Annotated in this window: 21 protein-coding genes and 1 riboswitch; of the genes, 5 read left to right on the top strand and 16 right to left on the bottom strand. The window is 73.4% G+C overall.

Going from position 1 to position 20,139, the window contains the following annotated elements:
• The first annotated feature begins 22 nt into the window (after positions 1-22).
• Positions 23-1,657, top strand: a complete 1,635-nt coding sequence (pgi, locus tag ACZ6O5_RS02075) for a glucose-6-phosphate isomerase (protein ID WP_465974053.1) — start codon at positions 23-25, stop codon at positions 1,655-1,657.
• Between the two features lie 392 nt (positions 1,658-2,049).
• On the top strand, positions 2,050-3,474 hold the full coding sequence (locus ACZ6O5_RS02070; protein ID WP_465974052.1) for a vanadium-dependent haloperoxidase: 1,425 nt from the start codon (positions 2,050-2,052) through the stop codon (positions 3,472-3,474).
• Positions 3,475-3,738: 264 nt separating this feature from the next.
• Here ACZ6O5_RS02070 and ACZ6O5_RS02065 read toward each other — a convergent pair whose 3' ends face one another.
• From ACZ6O5_RS02065 to ACZ6O5_RS02045, 5 genes are read right to left on the bottom strand one after another with little or no spacing between them, the layout of a single operon-like run.
• Positions 3,739-4,149, bottom strand: a complete 411-nt coding sequence (locus tag ACZ6O5_RS02065; protein WP_465974051.1) for a type II toxin-antitoxin system Phd/YefM family antitoxin — start codon at positions 4,147-4,149, stop codon at positions 3,739-3,741.
• Positions 4,150-4,187: 38 nt separating this feature from the next.
• Complete coding sequence (locus ACZ6O5_RS02060; RefSeq protein WP_107157374.1) at positions 4,188-4,730, bottom strand: GNAT family N-acetyltransferase; 543 nt, start codon at positions 4,728-4,730, stop codon at positions 4,188-4,190.
• Between the two features lie 50 nt (positions 4,731-4,780).
• Positions 4,781-6,502: an acyl-CoA dehydrogenase family protein gene (locus ACZ6O5_RS02055; protein ID WP_465974050.1), complete on the bottom strand. Its 1,722-nt coding sequence runs from the start codon at positions 6,500-6,502 to the stop codon at positions 4,781-4,783.
• On the bottom strand, positions 6,499-7,062 hold the full coding sequence (locus ACZ6O5_RS02050; protein WP_281941948.1) for a PadR family transcriptional regulator: 564 nt from the start codon (positions 7,060-7,062) through the stop codon (positions 6,499-6,501). The genes ACZ6O5_RS02055 and ACZ6O5_RS02050 overlap by 4 nt, the downstream gene beginning before the upstream one ends.
• 39 nt (positions 7,063-7,101) lie before the next feature.
• A complete protein-coding gene (locus tag ACZ6O5_RS02045) occupies positions 7,102-7,542 on the bottom strand; it encodes an EVE domain-containing protein (RefSeq protein WP_465974049.1) in 441 nt (146 codons plus the stop codon).
• Positions 7,543-7,649: 107 nt separating this feature from the next.
• Positions 7,650-7,760, top strand: a riboswitch (SAM riboswitch).
• A gap of 242 nt (positions 7,761-8,002) precedes the next feature.
• Here ACZ6O5_RS02045 and ACZ6O5_RS02040 point away from each other — a divergent pair.
• Genes ACZ6O5_RS02040 through ACZ6O5_RS02030 form a run of 3 tightly spaced genes read left to right on the top strand, consistent with a single transcriptional unit; the run spans position 8,003 to position 10,416 of the window.
• Positions 8,003-8,866 carry an ABC transporter substrate-binding protein gene (locus tag ACZ6O5_RS02040; protein ID WP_465974048.1) on the top strand — a complete coding sequence of 288 codons (864 nt, stop codon included), beginning with the start codon at positions 8,003-8,005 and terminating at the stop codon, positions 8,864-8,866.
• A 30-nt stretch (positions 8,867-8,896) separates the two neighbouring features.
• Entirely contained in the window at positions 8,897-9,676 is a 780-nt protein-coding gene (locus tag ACZ6O5_RS02035) for an amino acid ABC transporter permease (protein WP_425786664.1), read from the top strand.
• Positions 9,673-10,416 carry an amino acid ABC transporter ATP-binding protein gene (locus tag ACZ6O5_RS02030; protein WP_465974047.1) on the top strand — a complete coding sequence of 248 codons (744 nt, stop codon included), beginning with the start codon at positions 9,673-9,675 and terminating at the stop codon, positions 10,414-10,416. The genes ACZ6O5_RS02035 and ACZ6O5_RS02030 overlap by 4 nt, the downstream gene beginning before the upstream one ends.
• Here ACZ6O5_RS02030 and ACZ6O5_RS02025 read toward each other — a convergent pair whose 3' ends face one another.
• The 11 genes from ACZ6O5_RS02025 to ACZ6O5_RS01975 form a co-directional block, all read right to left on the bottom strand.
• Positions 10,417-11,337, bottom strand: a complete 921-nt coding sequence (locus tag ACZ6O5_RS02025) for a carbohydrate ABC transporter permease (protein ID WP_281941957.1) — start codon at positions 11,335-11,337, stop codon at positions 10,417-10,419.
• The gene (locus tag ACZ6O5_RS02020) at positions 11,334-12,353 is read right to left on the bottom strand and encodes an ABC transporter permease (RefSeq protein WP_465974046.1); all 1,020 of its coding nucleotides are present in this window, start codon (positions 12,351-12,353) and stop codon (positions 11,334-11,336) included. Before ACZ6O5_RS02020 ends, ACZ6O5_RS02025 begins: the two co-directional genes overlap by 4 nt.
• Positions 12,350-14,029, bottom strand: a complete 1,680-nt coding sequence (locus ACZ6O5_RS02015; protein ID WP_465974045.1) for an extracellular solute-binding protein — start codon at positions 14,027-14,029, stop codon at positions 12,350-12,352. Before ACZ6O5_RS02015 ends, ACZ6O5_RS02020 begins: the two co-directional genes overlap by 4 nt.
• Before the next feature lie 93 nt (positions 14,030-14,122).
• Positions 14,123-14,812 (bottom strand): RibD family protein, encoded by a 690-nt coding sequence (locus tag ACZ6O5_RS02010; protein ID WP_431932516.1) that lies wholly within the window; start codon positions 14,810-14,812, stop codon positions 14,123-14,125.
• Complete coding sequence (locus ACZ6O5_RS02005) at positions 14,809-15,438, bottom strand: GTP cyclohydrolase II (protein ID WP_396774793.1); 630 nt, start codon at positions 15,436-15,438, stop codon at positions 14,809-14,811. Before ACZ6O5_RS02005 ends, ACZ6O5_RS02010 begins: the two co-directional genes overlap by 4 nt.
• A gap of 67 nt (positions 15,439-15,505) precedes the next feature.
• Positions 15,506-16,426, bottom strand: a complete 921-nt coding sequence (locus tag ACZ6O5_RS02000) for a lysylphosphatidylglycerol synthase domain-containing protein (RefSeq protein ID WP_465974323.1) — start codon at positions 16,424-16,426, stop codon at positions 15,506-15,508.
• Between the two features lie 111 nt (positions 16,427-16,537).
• Positions 16,538-17,347 (bottom strand): SAM-dependent methyltransferase, encoded by an 810-nt coding sequence (locus ACZ6O5_RS01995; protein ID WP_465974044.1) that lies wholly within the window; start codon positions 17,345-17,347, stop codon positions 16,538-16,540.
• Positions 17,344-18,381 (bottom strand): glycosyltransferase family 4 protein, encoded by a 1,038-nt coding sequence (locus tag ACZ6O5_RS01990; RefSeq protein WP_465974043.1) that lies wholly within the window; start codon positions 18,379-18,381, stop codon positions 17,344-17,346. The genes ACZ6O5_RS01995 and ACZ6O5_RS01990 overlap by 4 nt, the downstream gene beginning before the upstream one ends.
• Before the next feature lie 4 nt (positions 18,382-18,385).
• A complete protein-coding gene (locus tag ACZ6O5_RS01985; RefSeq protein ID WP_465974042.1) occupies positions 18,386-18,784 on the bottom strand; it encodes a 6-pyruvoyl trahydropterin synthase family protein in 399 nt (132 codons plus the stop codon).
• Positions 18,785-18,786: 2 nt separating this feature from the next.
• The gene (locus ACZ6O5_RS01980; protein ID WP_465974041.1) at positions 18,787-19,764 is read right to left on the bottom strand and encodes a zinc-dependent alcohol dehydrogenase; all 978 of its coding nucleotides are present in this window, start codon (positions 19,762-19,764) and stop codon (positions 18,787-18,789) included.
• A 94-nt stretch (positions 19,765-19,858) separates the two neighbouring features.
• The gene (locus ACZ6O5_RS01975) at positions 19,859-20,128 is read right to left on the bottom strand and encodes a hypothetical protein (RefSeq protein WP_465974040.1); all 270 of its coding nucleotides are present in this window, start codon (positions 20,126-20,128) and stop codon (positions 19,859-19,861) included.
• Positions 20,129-20,139 lie beyond the last annotated feature (11 nt).

Here is a 20,139-nt window from a genome sequence, read left to right as displayed (position 1 = left end):
CGTGAAGGAGAAGATCGACCCGATGGCTGTGGACGTCACCACCACCGACGAATGGCAGGCGCTGCGCAAGCACGCCGAGGCGATGCGCGCCACCCACCTGCGCGACCTCTTCGCCGCCGACGGGCAGCGGGGCGAGCGGCTCACCGGCGAGGTCGCCGACCTGCACGTGGACTACAGCAAGAACCTGGTCACCGACGAGACGGTCGCGCTGCTCACCGCGCTCGCCGAGCGGGTCGGCCTCGCCGAGCGGATCGCGGCCATGTTCGCCGGCCGGCACATCAACGTCACCGAGGACCGCGCCGTGCTGCACACCGCGCTGCGCCTGCCCCGGGACGCCACGCTGCACGTGGACGGCCAGGACGTCGTCGCCGACGTGCACGCCGTGCTGGACCGGATGTCGGCGTTCGCCGACCGGGTGCGCTCCGGCGGGTGGCGCGGCCACACCGGTGAGCGGATCACCACCGTCGTCAACATCGGCATCGGCGGCTCCGACCTGGGTCCGGTGATGGCGTACGAGGCGTTGAAGGCGTACCGGGACGCGGGGATCTCCTGCCGGTTCGTGTCCAACATCGACCCGACCGACATCCACGACAAGACCGCCGACCTGGATCCGGCGCGCACGCTGTTCGTGGTGGTCTCGAAGACGTTCTCCACCCAGGAGACGCTGGCCAACGCCGACCAGGCACGACGCTGGCTGCTCGCCGGGCTGGACGCGGACGACGACGCGGTCGCCCGGCACTTCGTCGCGGTCAGCACCAACGAGCAGCGGGTGCGTGACTTCGGCATCGATCCGGAGAACATGTTCGGCTTCTGGGACTGGGTGGGCGGGCGGTACTCGCTGCCCTCGGCGGTCGGGTTGTCGGTGATGCTGGCGATCGGCCCGGACCGGTTCCGCGAGATGCTGGCCGGTTACCACGCCGTCGACGAGCACTTCCGCTCGACTCCGGTGGAGCGCAACGTGCCGGCGCTGCTCGGGCTGCTCAACGTGTGGTATTCGGACTTCCTCGGCGCGGAGACCCACGCCGTGCTTCCCTACGCGCAGTACCTGCACCGGTTCCCGGCCTACCTCCAGCAGCTCACCATGGAGAGCAACGGCAAGTCGGTACGCGTCGACGGCTCCCCGGTGACGTACCCGACCGGGGAGATCTTCTGGGGTGAGCCCGGCACCAACGGTCAGCACGCCTTCTACCAGCTCATCCACCAGGGCACCCGGCTGATCCCGGCGGACTTCATCGCGTTCAGCCGGCCCAACCACGACCTGGGCGACATGCACGACCTGTTCATGTCGAACTTCTTCGCCCAGACCGCCGCGCTGGCGTTCGGGCGCACCCGGGAGCAGGTGGAGGCCGAGGGCACCGCGGCCGACGTGGTGCCGCACCGGGTGATGGCGGGCAACCACCCGACCACCTCGATCCTGGCCCCGAAGCTCACCCCGGCGACCCTGGGCCAGCTCATCGCGCTCTACGAGCACATCGTCTTCACCGAGGCCGCGGTCTGGGACATCAACGCCTTCGACCAGTGGGGCGTGGAACTGGGCAAGGTGATGGCCAACCAGCTCGCCCCGAAGCTCACCGGATCGGCGCCGGATCTGGCCGAGGTGGACACCTCGACCGCGGAGCTGATCCGCCGTTACCGCGCCGAACGCGGCCGGGACTGACCACCGCCGACGACGCCCGGGTGGCCCGACCGCCCGGGCGTCGTCGTGACCTGCGACGACGTGAGCCCGCCATTCGGTTGCACGAATTGCTCGACTGCTTACTCCCCGACAGTCGCCACATTTATCCGCGCCTCACCTTGACCCCTCGCGTCGGCCGCCGCAACCATGGATGAGCCGACGTCGATTCGCATTTCGACGACGGCGCGGCGGACCACCTGAGCAGTGGGGCGCCGGTTCGCAACGGGGGCTCGACGGGGAAACGACTTTCCGCACGTCACCGATCCGGACGGCATTCCGGACGTGCTGGCGCGCGCCCATTTTCCCGCACCGTGATCCGTTGCGGAAACGGCATTGCCGCCGCCATTCGACAACGGATCACGACGGGGGAAATCGTGGATCAGATCCTGTACTGGAACGAGGTGGCCCTGGAGGCGAACCGGGTCACCCACACCACCGGCGACGTCACCGAGGCGCACTCGCAGGGACCGGTGGGCAGCGCCCGCGCGCTGGCCATCGTCCACCTGGCCATGCACGACGCGTACGTCGGTCTCACCGGGGCGTACGAGCCGTGGCTGGGCGACCGGCTGCCGGAGCCACCCGCCGACGCGGACCCGGACAGCGCCGTGGCGGCCGCGGCCCGGACCACGCTGGCCGTCCTGCACCCGGCACAGCGGGCGTTCTTCGAGGCCCGGCACCTCGCCGCGGGCCTGGTCGCCGGCAAGCACGACGCGGCCGGGCACGCCTACGGCCGACGGGTCGCCGAGGAGGTGCTGCGGCTGCGGGCCGGCGACCCCCGTCTCGGCGACGACGGCTACGTGCCGTCCCTGGCGCGCCCGCACCACCGCGTGGACCCGGACAACCCGGGGCAGGGCTACCACGCGCCCTTCTACGGCGCGCGGTCACGCTGCTTCGCGGTGACCACCCGGCACCAACTCGACGCACCGCCGCGCCCGGGCGACCGGGCGTACGAGCGGGCGCTGCGCCAGGTGCGGGGCAAGGGCGTCGCGCCGCACCTGGCCGGCACGCTGCCGGACCGGCTGCCGCGCCGGACCGCCGCCGAGACCGCCGTCGGGCTGTTCTGGGCCTACGACGGCGCGCGCGGCATCGGCACCCCGCCCCGGTTCTACAACCAGATCGTCCGGGCCGTGGCTCGGGCCCAGGGCCACGACACGGCCCGCAACGCGCGGCTCTTCGCGCTCGTCAACGCCGCGATGGCCGACGCCGGCATCCTCTGCTGGGCGGAGAAGTACCGCCACGACCTGTGGCGACCGGTGCTCGGCATCCGGGAGCACGACAGCTCGTTGGGGCCGACCGGCACCGGTGACGCCGCGCTCGACCCGGCCGGCGACATCGGCTGGCTGCCGTTGGGCGCACCGAACACCAACAGCGTCGGGCAGAAGAACCGGACGCCGAACTTCCCGGCGTACCCCTCCGGCCACGCCACGTTCGGCGCGGCGGCGTTGCAGACGGTGCGCCAGTTCCACGGGCGCGGCGGGCGCGGCCCGGACGACCTCGCCGACGGGCTGGAGTTCGTCTCCGACGAGCTGAACGGCGTCAGCGTGGACAACGCCGGCACGGTCCGGCCGCGCTGGGCCCGCCGCTTCCCGGACGGGTTGTGGCAGATGATCGAGGAGAACGGCCTGAGCCGCGTCTATCTGGGCGTGCACTGGTCGTTCGACGCGTTCGCGCTCGACGACGACGGCCGGGTCGACCTCGGGCAGAACGTCGGCGGGGTGCGCCTCGGCCTGGAGGTGGCCGACGACCTGGCCGCGCACGGTTTGCGCGCCGACGCCGCCGCCGGCCCGGTCGAGCCCTGAACGGCAGCGGCCGGGTCGAGCCGGGAACGGCGGCGGCCGGGACGCGCCCGGAAGCGGCGGCGGTCACTCGGGCCGCCGCTCGGACGGCCGTCGTGCCGCGCGCCACGGGGGTGCGCGCGGCGCGGCGGCGCCGGCCGGGTCGGGCCGGGCGGCTCCCGGGTCGGGCGCGTGGTGCGGACGACCCGGGCGACGGGACCGGTGGCGCCTGACCCTCGGGCGAGGCACGGGCGGCGCTTGCCGCCGGGCGTCGGTCGGCCCGGCCGGTCAGGAGCGCAGCAGGTCGGCGTGGGCGGCGCGGAGCCGGGTGAGGGCCGCGTCGCCGGCCGGCGCGCGCCGGTCCAGCTCGGCCCACGCCTCGGCGAGCGCGTCGGTGAGGGCCCGCAGCTCGGCGGCGTGCCGCCGGCTGGACTGCCGGTGCAGCTCCTCCAGGCGGCGGGCCCAGCCGGCGCTGATCGCGGCGATCCGCTCCGCGTCGGCCCGGGCCTGGGCCCCGGTGCGGGCGGCCGGGGCGGGCACGATCGCGGCGATCGGCCGGGGATCGCCGTCACGCGTGACGACGGTGACGGTGTCGGTCAGCTCGGCGAGGGAGACGAGTTGGGTGAGCCGGGTGCGGACCTCGCGCAGCGGCAGGGCGCGCGGCTGGGGGGACCGGTCGGCCAGTGCGGGGACAGCCATGGACACATGTTGACGTCCGGGTACGACAAGAACCGTTCTCAGGCCGTCCATTCCGGCGCCAGCACCGACCAGACCTCCATGTCCGCCCGGCCCTCCGGCACCGGCGCGGCGTCCCGGAGCACCCCGTCGCGACGCATGCCGAGCCGGCGGGCGACCGCGATGCTGCGCTCGTTGCCGGCCCGGGTCACCCACTCGACGCGGTGGATGCCGCGCTCCCGGACCGCCCAGTCGATGACCACCCGGGCGGCCCGGGTGACCAGGCCCTGGCCCTCCGCGTCCGCCTCCAGCCAGCAGCCGGCCTCGCAGACGCCGCGCGCCGTGCTCAGCGACACCAGCAGCACGCCACCGACGAGCGTGCCGCGCTGCCAGATGCCCCAGATCCCGCCGTCGTCGCGGGCCCACCGGTCCGCGTACGCCTGGAGGACCCGGCGGGCCGACTCGGCGTCGGTGGCCACGAAGGACGCGCCGACCCAGGGCGCGATGTGCTCCCGGCAGCGGTCGAGGTTGGCGAGGAACTCGTCGGCGTGCCAGGGCTGCAACGGTCGCAGCTCGGCGTCGTCGGTCAGGGCAAGCGCGAACATTCGTGCAACCTACCGGCCCACCGCGCGGTCCCGCCCGCCGATTTCGCCGTTCACTGTCGCATCTCGTACGCGCCGGCCAGGTCGGCCACCCGCTGCCACGTCCGGGCGCTGCGATCGGCGTCGACCACCGGGCGGCGGATGTGGGCGAGCGCCCAGGCGGCCTGCTCGTCGGTGGTGGCGGGCTTGCCGTGCAGCTCGGTGGCGTAGCCGGAGAAGTCCCGGACCAGCAGGTCGAAGATCTCGTCGAGCAGGTCCGGGTCGAGACCGGTCAGCTCCGCCTGCTCCAGGACGAGCTGACCGTAGACCACCAGCGCGAAGAGCTGGCCAATGGTGAGCAGGAAGTCCAGGTCGCGCTGCTGCGTCTCGTCCGGCGCGTGCGCGGCGAGCAGCGTGACCAGCCCGTCGGCCTGTTCCCGGAACCGGGCCACGTTGGGCAGGTGGGCGTGCGCGTCGTAGGCGGCGCGCCAGTCGTGGAACCGGATCGCGCCGAGGCCGCGCGCCGGGCCCTGCCGGAACAGGAACGCGTCGTCGGCCGCGTCCCGCCGGGTCGGCACCGCCGGGTGGTCGGTGGGCCGGAACAGGTAGTTCGGCATGAACTTGAGGATCAGCGCCAGGTTGACGTGGACGGTGCCCTCCAGCTTCGGCAGGCCACGGATGTCCTTGGCGGCCTTGTCGAAGTAGGTGTCGGCCTCGAAGCCCTTGGCGGCGATGACGTCCCAGAGCAGGTCGATCACCTTCTCGCCCTCGGTGGTGACCTTCATCTTGGTCATCGGGTTGAACAACAGGTAGCGGCGGTCGTCCGGGCCGGCCGAGCGGAAGTAGTCGACCGCCCGGTCGCTGAACAGCTTCATCGCCACCAGCCGGGCGTACGCGTCGGTCAGCTCGCGGCGCACGTGCGGGAAGTCGGTGACCCGCCGGCCGTACAGCACCCGGCCGTGGGCGTGGCTGACCGCCTCGTACATGGCGTGCTCGCAGATGCCGACGGACGCGGTGCAGAGGTTGAACTTGCCGACGTTGACCGTGTTCAGCGCGGCGTCGAACGCGGCCGGCCCGGTGTGCAGCACGTCCTCGGCGCGCACCGGGTAGTCCTCCAGCCGGAACTCGGAGACGTACATCTGGGCGGCGACCACGTTGCGGACCAGCCGGTACGCCGGGTGCCGGCTGTCGGCGGCGAAGAACACGTACCCCTCGGGGCCCTCGACGTCGGCGCGCCGGCCGAAGACCGAGACCAGCCCGGCGACGTTGCCGTTGCCGATGTAGTACTTGCCGCCGGTGGCCCGGAAACCACCCGCGCCGTCGGGGGTGAGCAGCATGTCGGTGGCGTAGATGTCGGCGCCGTGCGGACGCTCGGAGAGGCCGAAGGCCATCACGTGCCCCTGGTCGAGCAGCTCGGCGGCGCGGGCCCGGGCGGCGGCGTTGCCGCTCTGCCACACCGGCCCGAGGCCGAGCACGGTGACCTGCCAGGTGTACCAGTAGCCGAGCCCGTAGAAGCCGAGGATCTCGCTGAGCGCGGCGTTGCGGGCGGTGTCCCAGCGCTTGTCGGCGTCGCCGCCGCCGTCGGCGGACGGGGTGAGGAACGTGGCGAAGAGGCGTTCCCGGGCGGCGAAGTCGAGGAAGTCGGCGTACCACTCGCGGGCGTGGTAGCTGTCGACCAGGGCGCGCTTGCCCCGGGTCTCGAACCAGTCGATGGTGGCGCGCAGCAGCCGCCGCGAGGTCTCGTCGAGGTCGGCGGGGGCGTAGTGGTGCGGGTGGAACAGCAGCGGGTCGCTCACGCGGGGGGCCTTTCCGGGTCGAGGTCGCGGAGGGTGGCCAGGACGTCGTCCAGCCAGGCCAGCACCATCCGCTCGTACGCGATGCCGCCGCGCAGCACCACGTGCTGCAACGCCGCCCGGGCGTCGGGTGCGGCGGAGCCGAAGTCGCGGCGCTCGCCGGCCAGGTAGCCGGCGAGGACGGTCTGGTGGTCGGCGCGGTAGCGCTCGACCTCGGCGACCAGGAGCGCGCGCCCGGCCGCGTCGTCGAACGCGGCGCCCCGGATCTTGACGGCCAGTTCGTGCCGGACCGCCTCCGGCCGCACCGGGGCGTGCAGCCAGCCGACCAGCGCGGCCCGGCCGGTCGGGGTGACCGACCAGAGCTTCTTGTCCGGCAGGCTCTCCTGACCGATCTCCTCACCGGTGATCCGGTCGTCCTCGGCGAGCTGCTTGAGGACCCGGTAGATCTGCTGGTGCGTGGCGGTCCAGAAGCGCCCGATCGAGCGGTCGAAGCGACGCGCCAGCTCGTAGCCGGAGGCGGGTTGCTCCAGCAGCGAGACGAGGATGGCGTGCTCCAGCGACATGCCGGCCATCTTGCTATGCACTTTGTTGCATAGCAAGAGCTAGTCCGGCAGGTACTCCCGCACGGCGGCGAACTGCGCGACGGTCAGGTAGGACGGGTTCGCCGCCTGCGGCTGCCGGAAGACCTCCGCGCCGGCCAGCCGGGGGTCGGCGCGCAGCACGGCACGGCGCACCCGCAGCGGCTCGTCGAGGACGGTCAGGTCCAGCGGCAGCGTCCACGGCCCGCCCGGCTCCCCCGGCCGCGGGTCGCCGGCCACCCGGCCCAGGCCCCACACGCCGTACCGGAGTCGGCCCCGGCTGCCGCTGGCCCAGAACACCACCGGCTGACCGGCGCGCATCAGGCGGATCCGGTAGCCGGGACGCACGCACCAGCCGGCCACCCGCGGATCGGCGGCGAAGCGGGCGGCCAGGTCCGTCTGCTCCGCGTTGCCCTTGATCAGCCAGGCGCCGAGATCGTCGAGGGTCACCCGCGGGGAGGTCATCCGGCCATTCTGCGTCCCGGCGGCCGGAGCCGCCCGGTAAGGCACGGCCGTGAGGGTGGTCATAACGGCTGGACGACCGGCGCACCGGTGCTGCTAGCCTTTCGGCAGGTCATGAGCGCCAGCGTCAAGCCCCGGCTCGCTGGCCGGCAACCCTCCGCCACGGTGGGGTGCTCCGGGTGAGGACCAGGCGCCGGCCGCAGCCGGCGCAAGCGTGGCCTGGCACCCAGGTCAGCACCGACGGACCAGGGAGACCCATGTTCGCACCACCCCCCATCCGGGTCGGCCTCGCGCTGGTCAGGCGTCGCCACGTCGACCTGATGCGGGTGTGCAGCGACCGCTGTCGCGACGCGCGCTGAGCGACCGCTCCACCCTTCCCCGATCCACCCTTCCGGCTCCGCCGTGCCCGGCGGCGCCGGCACCGGCACGCGTCCCGCGTGTCCGTCCACTCTGGAGAGACATCGTGCGTATCCGTACCGCCCTGACCCGCGTCGCCGCGCTCGGCGCCGCCGCCGTGCTCGCCGCCACCGCGCTGACCGCCTGCGGCGGATCGGCCGGCGACGCGGCCGACAACCCGTACGGCCTGCTGCAACCCGGCGTGATCCGGGCCGGCACGCTCACCGACGCCCCGCCGAACGTCTTCCTCAAGGACGGCGAGTTCACCGGCTTCGACAACGACCTGCTGCGGGCCGTCGCCGGCAAGGTCGGTCTGAGGGTGGAGTTCGTCGGCACCGACTTCTCCGCGCTGCTCGCCCAGGTCGACAACCGCAAGTTCGACGTGGGCAGCTCCTCGATCACGGTCACCGAGGCGCGGAAGAAGACCGTCGACTTCGGCAACGGCTACGACTTCGGCTACTTCGGCCTGGACGTGCCGGCCGGCTCCGCGATCACCGGCTTCGACCAGCTCGCCGGCAAGCGCGTGGTGGTGGTCCAGGGCACCGTGCAGGACGACTTCGCCACGAGGGAGAAGCTGAACCCGGTGCGGGTGCCCGACTACAACGGCGCGGTCAACCAGCTCAAGGCCGGCACCGCCGACGCCTGGATCGCACCGGCCGAGATCGGCGACAAGTCCGCGGCCGACAGCACCGGCAAGATCAAGGTCGCGGCGAAGCAGCTCAGCCCCGCGCCGACGGCGTACGCGGTGGCGAAGGGCAACGACAGGCTGCGCGAGGCGTTGGACAAGGGCCTCGACCAGGTGATCGCCGACGGCACCTGGAGCCGCCTCCAGGAGCGGTACTACCCGGGCCGGCCGATCCCGGCCGACTTCACCCCCGGCAGCGGATCGGTCGCCGTGCCGTCGCCGTCGGTGGCCTCTGCGAACCGGTAACCGGGCACGAGCGGGACGGACGGAGCGGACATGGATCCACTGAGCACCCTCTGGGAGACGTTCTTCGACTGGGGGTCGATGCGCGAGGCGCTGCCCGAGATGCTGACCGTCGGGCTGCCGAACACGCTGATCCTGGCCGCCTCCGCCGCCCTGCTCGGCTCGGTGCTGGGCATGCTGCTGGCCGTCGCCGGCATCTCGCGTACCCGCTGGTTGCGGTGGCCGGCCCGGGTCTACACCGACGTGTTCCGCGGCCTGCCGGCCGCGGCCACCATCCTGCTCATCGGCGTCGGCCTGGCGCCGCTGGGCATGGAGGTCTGGGGGCCGAACCCCTACCCGCTGGGCGTGCTGGCGCTGTCGCTCATCGCCGCCGCCTACCTCGGCGAGATCTTCCGGGCCGGCATCCTGAGCGTGGAGGCCGCCCAGTTGGAGGGCGCCCGGGCGCTCGGCTTCTCCTGGGCCGAGTCGATGCGGCTGGTGATCATCCCGCAGGGCGTACGCCGGGTGCTGCCCGCCTGGGTCAACCAGCTCATCGCGTTGATCAAGGACTCCAGCCTGGTCTACTTCCTCGGCCTGCTGGCCAGTCAGCGGGAGCTGTTCCGGATCGGCCAGGACTACGCGGCGAACACCGGCAACCAGTCCGCGCTGCTGCTGGCCGGCCTGTGCTACCTACTGCTGACCGTGCCGCTGACGCACGCGGTCAACTGGCTGGACCGGCGGCTGCGCCAGGGCCGCCCGGCCGCCCCGCCACCCGAGCCCGACACCGACCTGACGCCGGCCGGCGTCACCCCGACCGGAAGGGACCCGCGATGACCACCGGCACCGCCACCTCGGTCAGCCTCGCCGTCCGCGACGTGCACCTGGCGTTCGGCGCGCACCGGGTGCTGCGCGGCGCGGACCTGGACGTGGCCCGGGGCGGCACCGCCTGCGTGATCGGACCGTCCGGCTCCGGAAAGTCCACGCTGCTGCGCACGATCAACCGGCTGATCGAGCCGGACCGGGGCGACGTGCTGTTGGACGGGCGCAGCGTGCTGCACGACGACCCGGACGCGCTGCGGCAACGCGTCGGCATGGTGTTCCAGCAGTTCAACCTGTTCCCGCACCTGAGCGTGCTGCGCAACGTCACGCTCGCGCTGCGGAAGCTGAAGGAGCTCGACCGGGACGAGGCGGAGGCGGTGGCCCGCGCCCAGCTCGACCTGGTCGGGCTCGCCGCGAAGGCCGACGCCCGGCCGGCGCAGCTCTCCGGCGGCCAGCAGCAACGCGTCGCCATCGCCCGCGCGCTCGCGCTGCGCCCGCAGGTGATGCTCTTCGACGAGGCCACCTCGGCGCTGGACCCGGAGCTGGTCAAGGGCGTGCTCGCGGTGATGGCCGACCTCGCCGCCGCCGGCATGACCATGGTGGTGGTCACGCACGAGATGGGCTTCGCCCGCACCGTCGCCGACACGGTCGCGTTCATGGACGCCGGCAGGGTGTTGGAGGCCGGGCCGCCGGCCGCCGTGTTCGAGGCCCCCGAACACCCCCGGTTGCGGCGGTTCCTGTCCCAGGTGCTCTGATCAGCCCTTGACGGCCCCGATCAGCACCCCCTTGATGAAGTGCCGCTGGATGAACGGGTAGACCGCGACGATCGGCGCGACGGTCAGCACCACCACCGCCATCTTGATCGCCTCGGTCGGCGGCATGGTCACCCCGCTGGCCGCGCCGGAGGTGTGCGGCGCCTGCCCGGCCAACAGGTAGCTCTGCAACACCCGCTGGATCGGGTACATGTCGTTGCGGTCGATGAACAGCAGCGCGTCGAACCAGACGTTCCAGTAGCTGACCGCGTAGAAGAGACCGACCACGGCGATCACCGCGCGGGACAACGGCAGCACGATGCGGCCCAGCGTCCGGAAGTCGCTGGCACCGTCGATGCGCGCGCTGTCCAGCAGTTCCTGCGGGATGCCCTGGAAGAAGCCGCGCACCACCACCAGGTTGAACACGCTGATCGCGGACGGCAGCACCAGCGCCCAGATGGTGTCCTTGAGCCCGAGCCCGGTGACCACCAGGTAGCGGGGCACGAGCGGGGGGTAGACCAGGAACGGGATCAGGAAGTACGCCAGCAGCCAGCGGTGCCCCACCGTGCCCGGCCGGGACAACCCGTACGCGGCCAGCACGGTGACGGTCAGCGCGATCGCGGTGCCGCAGACGGTGACCAGCGTGCTGATCCACAGCGCCCGGGTGACCGCGCCGCCGGCGAAGATGGTGGCGTAGGCCGAGGTGTCGATGCCCTTCGGCACCACCACCAGGCCGCCCGCGTCGGCGATCGTCCGGCGCGACGAGAGGCTGGTCACCAGCACCACCCAGAGCGGGAAGAGGACGCCGAGCACCAGCAGGGTGAGCAGGGTGGCCTTGAGCGCCTGACCGACGCGGGTGGGGGGTTCCTCCCACACCGGGCGGTGGGGCCGCGCGCGCGGCGGCCGTCGGATGATCACGGTCATGACTTCGAGTAGATCCCTCGTTCGCCGAGCAGGTGCGCCACCCGGTTCGCGGCCAGGATCAGCACCAGGCCGACGACGGCCTTGAACAGGCCGGCCGCCGCGCCGTAGCCGTAGTTCCCGGTGGCGATGGAGAAGTGGTAGACGAAGGTGTCGAGCACCTCGGCGGCCTGCCGGCCGACCGCGTCGCGTTGCAGCAGGAACTGTTCGAAGCCGACCGAGAGCGCGTCACCGAGGCGCAGGATCAGCAGCAGCACGATCACCGGACGCAGGCCGGGCAGCGTGATGTGCCAGAGTCGCCGCCACCGGCCGGCGCCGTCCGCCGCGGCGGCCTCGTAGAGGCTCTGGTCGATGGTGGACAGCGCGGCGAGGAACACGATGGTGCCCCAGCCCACGTCCTTCCAGACCGCTTCGGCGGTGACCAGGACGATGAACGTGTCCGGGTTGGTCATCACGTTCCACGGCTGCATGCCGGCGTCGCGCATGGTCTGGGCCAGCAGCCCCGCGCCGCCGAGCATGGCGACGAAGAAGCTGATCACCAGCACCCAACTGAAGAAGTGCGGCAGGTAGACGATGGTCTGGACGAGACCGCGCAGCCGGCTGGAGAGCAGGTTGTGCAGCATCACCGCGAGCAGGATCGGCAGCGGGAAGAAGAACACGAGCTGGAACGCGGTGATGGCGAGCGTGTTGCGGAACGCGTCCCAGAACGCCGGGTCGTCGAAGAGGAGCTGGAACTGGCCGAAGCCGATCCAGTTGCTGTGCGTGAACGCCTGCCAGGGATTGTCGCCCAGGTACGGGTTGTAGTCCTGGAACGCGATGACGTTGCCGGCGATCGGCAGGTAGCTGAAGACCAGCAGCACCAGGAAGCCGGGCGCCACCATGGCCAGCAACTGCCAGTCGCGGCGCAGCCGGCTGCGCAGCGGCACCCGGCGACGGCGGGGCGGTCGGCGGCGGGCCGGTGGGGCCGGCTCGTCGGGTCGGACCCGCTCGGGCCCGACCGCGACGGCCGGCTCGCTCACTTGGCCGCCTTGGGCAGCGAGTCGGCGAGCAGCTTGCGGGCTTCCTCCCCGCCGTTGGCCTTCCACTCGGCGACGATGGCGTCCGCGTCGCTCAGTGGACGCCGGCCGCGCAGGACGTCGGTGAACTTGTCCTCGGTCGGCACCTGGTTGGCCTTGTAGGCGGCCGGCATCTCCAGCTTCACCCCGGCCCAGGGGTTCTTCTCCAGGAACTTGACCATCTGGTTGGAGTAGTTCAGCACGTCCGGCACGTAGCGGGGGGTGTCCGGGTACGGCCCGATGGTGGGGTTACGACCGCTGATGAAGAAATACTGGTTGGCGATCTCCTTGAACGCCAGGTCGGTCTTGACCGGCCCGTTCGGCGACGTGGTGTGGTGCTTGCCCTCGACACCGAAGTCCCGGAGCTGGGCCTCCTGGCTGCCCAGCGGCGCGGAGCACCAGTTGATGACGCGCAGCAGTTCCTGGACCCGGTCCTTGCCGAGGCCCTTCCTGACGAAGGTGAACGAGATCGGCTTGTCCTCGCCCCAGACCAACGGGTCGCCGCCGGTGGCGGAGAAGATCGGCACCGGCTGGATGTTCAACGTCGGGTTGGTCTTCTGGTGCTCGGCCTGGGCGCCCTGCCAGAAGCCGATGCCGTCCTGCTTGAACACGATGGCGCCGTTCTTGGCGAACAACTGCTTCGCGTCCGCGCCGCGGCTGGCCACGATGTCCGGGTGGACCAGGCCGTCCTTGTAGATCTTGGCCATCACCTCGAGCGCCTGGCGGAACTCCGGCGTCTCGTACTTGAACTCCGGCGTCCCGTCGGAGCGCAGCCGCCACCCCTGGTTGGCGCCGGGCACCCGGTGGAACATCTGGATCATGGCGAAGACGTCGTCGAACGCCCACACCTTGCGCGCCGGGTCGGTGACCTGCCGGGCCGCGGTCAGCAGTTCGTCGAGGTTGGTCGGCACCCCCAGGCCGCGCGCGTCAAGGAGGTCCTTGCGGGCGAACAGCGCCCAGGGGAACGGCCCGTCCGTGGGATTGGGCACGGACATCAGCCGCTCGTTCCACACCGCCTGGCGCCAGGCGCCGGTCGGGAAGCTGGCCAGCATCGGGTACGCGTTCGCGGCGTCGCCCCGGAGGTGGTCGGTGAGGTCCTCGAAGAGCGCCTTGATCGCCTCGGCGAAGCGCGGGATCTTCTCCACCTCCCAGCTCGGCACGCAGAGCAGCTCCGGCACGTCGCGGGCGCTGAGCATGGCGTTGAGCTTGTCGGCGTAGGTGACGCCGTCCTGGATGGTGAAGTTGACAGGCGTGCCCAGCTCGGCGTTGACGGCCTGGAGGTAGGCGCTCTGCGCGATGCCGGGCGGCGCCGGCCCCCAGGCGGGCGTCATCGCGGTGATCTGCTTGCCGCTGGTGCCGGGTTTGTCGGTGATGGCGTCGACCAGCGTCGCCGGGTAGCTGGTGTAGCCGTCGGGCACCGGGCGGGTGCCGACGATGTCGGGCTTGACGGCGCCGGGCAGGTCCTTTCGCGTCGGCAGCAGGCCGGAGACGGCGTCGAGCTGCTGGGAGGCGCCGGAGCCGGCGGGCTTCTCGGAGCATCCGGCGAGCAGCGGGCCGCCGGCGGTGGCGGCCACGCCGAGGCCGACCAGGCCGAGGAAACGGCGACGGGAGGCGCCCGGATCGGGGTGGTGCACGCTCATCGATACCCCTTCGGGAGGGATGCATTCGTATGGATGAGCAACAAACTAATCTCGACCGTGAGCTTGCACAAGAGCGAACCGGAGCGGCGTTGGTCAGGCCCGGCAGCGGTCGGAGAGCGCGTAGCGCGTCAGCACCACGTCGCCGATCTGGCGCACCTCGACCACCCGGGCCCGGCGACCCGGGTGCCACGGGAAGCGGCCCTCCCCGACGAACCGGGGGGCCCGGCCGTCCCCCACGAAGAACGGCGCGACCACCAGGTGCAGCTCGTCGGCGAGCCCGGCGGTGAGGAACTGGCGGTGCATGGTGCCGCCGCCCTCCACCATCAACCGGCCGACCCCGCGCCCGGCCAGGTCGGCGACGACCGCCTCCGGGGTGACCGGCTCGCCGGCGTCCACCACGGTGGCCACCGCGCCGACCTGCTCCCGGGCCTTGTCCACCACCCCGCTCGGGCAGTAGACCAGCTTGACGCCGTCGCCGACGGTGAAGAAGCGGGCCACCGGGTCGAGGTCGCCGCTGCCGGTGACCGTCACCTTCACCGGGGACGGGGGCAGGCCCCGGGCCACCCGCTCGGCACGCCGCCGATCGCTGCGCACCAGCAACCGGGGGTCGTCGCGGCGGACCGTGGCCGCGCCCACCATGATCGCGTCGCACCCGGCCCGCGTCGCGTCGACCCGGTCCAGGTCGTCGTCGTTGGAGAGCAGCAGCCGCTCGGTGGTCGCGTCGTCGATGTAACCGTCGATCGACATCGCGCAGCTCAGCAGCACGTACGGGCGGGTGGTCACGGCACGAACGGCAGGTCGAGGGCGTGGTCGGCGCGGGTGACCTTGGCCGCCAGGTAGTCGGCGTTCGCCGGGGACAGGTGCACGCCGGTGACCACCCGGTCGGCCACCGCGACGCCCAGCCCTTCGAGCTGTGCCGCCTTGTCCGGGTTGTTGCTCAGCAGGGCCACCCGGTCCACGCCCAGCGCGGTGAGCATCTGCGCGGCCACCGTGTAGTCCCGCTCGTCGGCGCCCCGGCCGAGCGCCAGGTTCGCCTCGTACGTGTCCAGGCCGTCGTCCTGGAGGGCGTACGCGTCGAGCTTGGCGTACAGGCCGATGCCCCGCCCCTCCTGACGCAGGTAGAGCAGGTAGCCGCCGGCCTCGGCGATCCGCTCGACCGCCTCGCGCAACTGCGGGCCGCAGTCGCAGCGCTGACTGCCGAACACGTCACCGGTCAGGCACTCGCTGTGCGGGCGGACCAGCGGCGGGTCGGCGTCGGCGTACCCGCCGAGCCCGAACGCCAGGTGCTCCCGGCCGTCCACCAGGCCGTGGAACGTGTGCACCAGGGCGGTGGTGGAGTATCCGTCGGGGAACCGAAGCGGGACCGTGACCCGGGTCCGGACCGTCGCGCTGGGCAGGGATTCGTCCATGGTTCTCCTCCGTCCGGTCGCCGGGCTGACCGACGACTCACACCTCGCACCCTCACCGTATGCGGGATCACCGACAGTTGCCGGTCGGGCGCAACAGCAGCACCACGGCACCGGGCAGGCTGGCCACCAGGACCAGCGCGCCGTAGACGGTGCCGGTGGCGACGCCCTGGGCCGCGGTCAGACCGGCCGCCGCGAACGCCCAGGCGGCGACGCCCTCGCGCGGCCCGAAGCCGCCCACGTTGAGCGGCAGGGCCATGGCCAGCAGGGCGAGCAGGGTCAGCGGCAGCAGGCGGGACAGCGGCGCGTCGGCCCCGGCGGTGCGGGCGGCCACCACGAACGTGGCCAGGTGGCCGGCGAACACCACGGTCGAGGCGATCACCACGCCGGCCCAGGTCCGCCGCGCCAGCAGCCCGGCGCGGACGTCGGTCAGCGCGGTACGCGCCAACCGGGCGAGACGGGACGCCCCGGAACGCGGCACCGCACGGGCCACCAGCACCAGCGCCACCACGGTCACCGCCCCGACAGCGGCCAGCGCCGGCAGGTACCGGCGGACCGGGGACGGGAACGCGGCCAGCACCGCCACCGCGATGACCACCTGCACCACCTGGCCGGCGGCACGCTCCCAGACCACCGCGCGGACCCCCCGGGCCACGTCCCCGGCGTCCCGGCCGTGCCGGACCGCCCGGTGCACGTCGCCGAGCACGCCGCCGGGCAGCGTGGAGTTGAGGAAGATCGCCCGGTAGCAGTGCGCCACCGCGGCGCGCATCGGCAGACGTACGCCCAGCCCGCCGGCCACCAGCGACCAGCGCCAGGCGCCGCTCACGGTGGTGACCACGCCGATGCCGAGCGCGGCGGCCAGCGCCGGCGCGTCGATCAGCCGCAGCCCGGCCAGGAACGGACCGGTGCCGACGAAGGCGACAAGCGCGGCGAGCACGGCCAGCCCGGCGGCCGGCCGCCACCAGGCCCGGCGGCTCCAGGCCCAACGCACCCGGGCCGGGCGCGGCCGGACCGGTACGGGCACGGGCGCGGCGACGGCGACATGTGACAAACGGTCCTCCCTCGTTCCCACCGGATGTCACGTGTCGGCGGGCCGTTCGGTTCAGCCGGCGAGCAGGTCGGCGTGGTGCAGCACCACCTCGACCCGGCCGGCGGCGGCCTCGGCGAGCCGCCACTCGGTATACGTCCGCGCGGGGCCGTTCAGATGCGGTCGCTCCTCGACGGCCGCGTCCACCCAGCCGGTCAGCCACTCGGCGGTCAGCGCGGCCTGCTCCGGCCCGAGCCGCCACGGGGTGGACCGCACCGCCACCTCGACGCCGTGCCGGCCGAACGCGGCCACCGTGGCGTCCACCGCGTCCGGCCCGAGCAGGGCCCGCCCGTCGACGGTCCGCCGCTGGTGGGCGTTGAACGCGTCGGCCAGCTCGGCGTCGAGCGGATCCGCCGGGGTGAACTCCGCACGGCCGGACACGGTGAGCGCGAACAGCGTCGGGTGACCGGCGCAGGCGGCCACCATCCGGTCGACCTCCTCGGCGGTGAGCATGTCCAGCAGCGCCGACGCGGTGACCAGGTGGGCGTCGGCCAGGTCGGCGCGGGTCAGCCGGGTGATGTCCGAGCCGCGGGTGGTCACCGTGACCGGCGCGCCGTGGGCGGCGGTGAGCCCGCCGGCGGTGGCCAGCGCCAGCAGGTGCCTGTCACGTTCGTGCAGCACCCAGCGCTGCGGGCCGGGCAGCCGGGGGGCGAGCCAGCGGGCCATCGACCCGGTGCCGCTGCCCAGGTCGTGCACCACCAGCGGGCGTCCGGCGGGCAGCCGGTCGCGGACCGCGTCGGCCAGCTCGACCGAGCGGGCGGCCGCGTCGGCGGGCTCGCGCAGTCGCAGCCAGTCCGCGAAGTCGGGCGGGAGTGAGGTGGTCATGCCGCGGTCGCCTCCTTGAGCGCCGTGGCCAGCCGGTCCACGGTGACCGGCCAGCCGGTGAGGGTGTGCCGCCGCTGCCGGGCGGCGCGGCGCAGCCGGTCCCGCAGGGCGGGGTCGGTGAGCCAGCGGCGCAGCGCGTCGGCGGTCGGACCCGGGTCGTCCGGTGGCACCAGCAGGCCGGGCCGGTCGCCGCCGGGGGCGTGCCCGAGCGTGGCCGGCAGGCCGCCGGTGTCGCTGGCCAGCACCGGTACGCCCCGGGCCAGCGCCTCGGTCACCACCATGCCGTACGTCTCCCGCCGGGAGGGCTGGACCAGCAGATCGGCGGCGGCGTACGCGGCGGCCAGCTCCGTCGCGGTGCGCGGGCCGGTCAGCCGGACCCGGTCGGCCAGCCCGGCCCCGGTGAGCCACCGGCGCAGCCGGGCCACGAACGCCGGGTCCCGGTCCAGCGGGCCGATCCAGTCGCAGGTCCAGTCCAGGTCGGCGACCCCGGCGAGCGCGGCGGCCAGCACGTCGTGGCCCTTGACCGGGGTGACCGCCGCGACGCAGAGCAGACGACCGCCGCCGGGCGTGCCGGGGGCGACCGGGGCCGGCTCGACGCCGGGCGGCGCGACCGTCAGCCGAGCGGGGTCGAGCGGGTAGCGGTCGAGCAGCCGAAGGCGGGTCCACTCGCTGGTGGCGACCACCCCGGTCGCCGCGCCGAGGGCCCGCCGTTCGGCCTCGTCCTCGATCGGCAGGTGCACCAGCACCACCAGGCGCAGTCGCGCGGCGTGCGGGGCGAGCACGTCCGGCACGGTTGAGGCGACCAGGCCGTCGAGCAGCACGATCGCGCCGCCGGGCAGCCCGGCGAGCAGCCCGGCCAGCGCGTATCGTTCCCGGTCCCCCGGGTGCGGCCAGCGGCCCGGCACCTGGTGCTCGCGCACGGTCCAGCCGAGCGCCGCCAGCCCGCGGCAGACGTGCCGGTCGTAGGCATTGCCGCCGCTGGGGTTCGCCGGGTCGTCGATGTCGCCCGGCAGCACCACGTGGACGGCGGTCATCCGGTCACAGCGGCCGTTCGTAGCTCGCCCAGGCGACGTGCGACTCGTGCAGCGTGACGGTGATCCCGGCCAGACCCCGGGCCCCCTCCCCCAGCCGGCCGGCGTGCACCGCGTCGGCGAGCCGGTCGGCGACGGCGCGGGCCAGCACCTCGGTGGTGGTGTTCACCCCGGCGAAGGCCGGCTCGTCGTCCAGGTTGCGGTAGGTCAGCTCGCCGAGCACGGCCTTGAGCTGCTCGGTGGCCAGACCGATGTCGACCACGATCCCGTCGGCGTCCAGCTCCGCCCGGCGGAACGTGGCGTCGACGACGAAGGTGGCGCCGTGCAGCCGCTGGGCCGGGCCGAACACCTCGCCGCGGAAACTGTGGGCGACCATCATGTGGTCCCGGACGGTCACGCTGAACACGTTCACTCCTCGCCGTAGGTGATGAGATGACAGAGCGCCGGGAGCCGGCCCGAGGCGAGCCGGTCCAGCACGTCGGGCAGGTCGGTGAAGCGGGACCGGCCGGTGAGCAGCGCGTCGAAGGCCGGGTCGGTCAGCAGGTCCAGGGCGACGGCGAGCCGGTCGGCGTAGCTGCGGTCGGCCCGCCGGGGCGAGACGGTGCCGACCTGGCTGCTGCGGATGGCGAGCCGCCGGGAGTGGAACGCGCCGCCGAGGGCGAGGGTGACCGGGCGGTCGCCGTACCAGCTCAGCTCCAGCACGGTGCCCTCCGGGCGGAGCAGCTCCAGGCCGCGTTGCAGCCCGTCGGCGCTGGCGCTGGCGTGCACCACCAGGTCGCGCCCGCCGGTCGCGTCGGCGGGCAGGGCGAAGTCGACCCCGAGCGCCTCGGCGACCCCGGCCCGGCCCGGGTCGGCGTCGACCAGCTCGACCCGGACGCCCGGGAAGCGGGCCAGCAGCGCGGTCACGCTGCACCCGACCATGCCACCGCCGATCACGGTGACCCGGTCGCCGACCAGCGGCGCGGCGTCCCAGAGCGCGTTCACCGCGGTCTCCACGGTGCCGGCCAGCACCGCCCGGGCCGCCGGCACGCCGTCCGGCACGACCACCACCGACCCGGCCGGGACGACGTACGCGCTCTGGTGCGGGTACAGGCAGAACACGGTACGCCCGCGCAGCTCCGCCGGGCCGGCCTCGACCGTGCCGACGTTGAGGTAGCCGTACTTGACCGGCGCCGGGAAGTCGCCCTCCTGGAACGGCGCGCGCATGGCGGCGTGCTGGTCGGTGGGGACCCGGCCGGTGAAGACCAGCGTCTCGGTGCCCCGGCTGACGCCGGTGAACCGGGTGCGGACCAGCACCTCACCGTCGCCGGGCGGGTCGAGGCGGACCGGCCGGATCTCGCCCTCGCCGGGCGCGCGGAGCCAGAACGCGTGGGCGTCGACGGTCACGAATCCTCCTCGTCCTCCGCATTCCGGCCGGGTTGTCGATCATAGACACGGAAGCGGGACGACCCGGGTTCGAACCGCCCGGCCCACCGGCCGTTCAGGCGGCCCGCCGCCGCTCCCCGGCCGGCCGGCTCTCCGACTCGGCGCGGCGGCCGGCGTCCCCGGCCAGGCGCATCGCCCGGCGGGCGGCGTCCAGCGGCTCACAGGGTGCCGGCGCGCCGGCGCAGAGCAGGCTGGCGCACCGACCGGCGGCGTCCGGCCGGTGCGCGGCGGCCACGTCGTACGCGCTGCGCCACAGCAACGGGTCGGTGACGCCCCGTGGCAGGGCAGCGTCCTGACTGGACCTGGTCCGGATCGTGTCGGGCACCGGTGTTCCCC

Source organism: Micromonospora sp. NPDC049201, from assembly GCF_055586805.1.
This window is presented reverse-complemented; position numbering and strand designations above follow the sequence as displayed.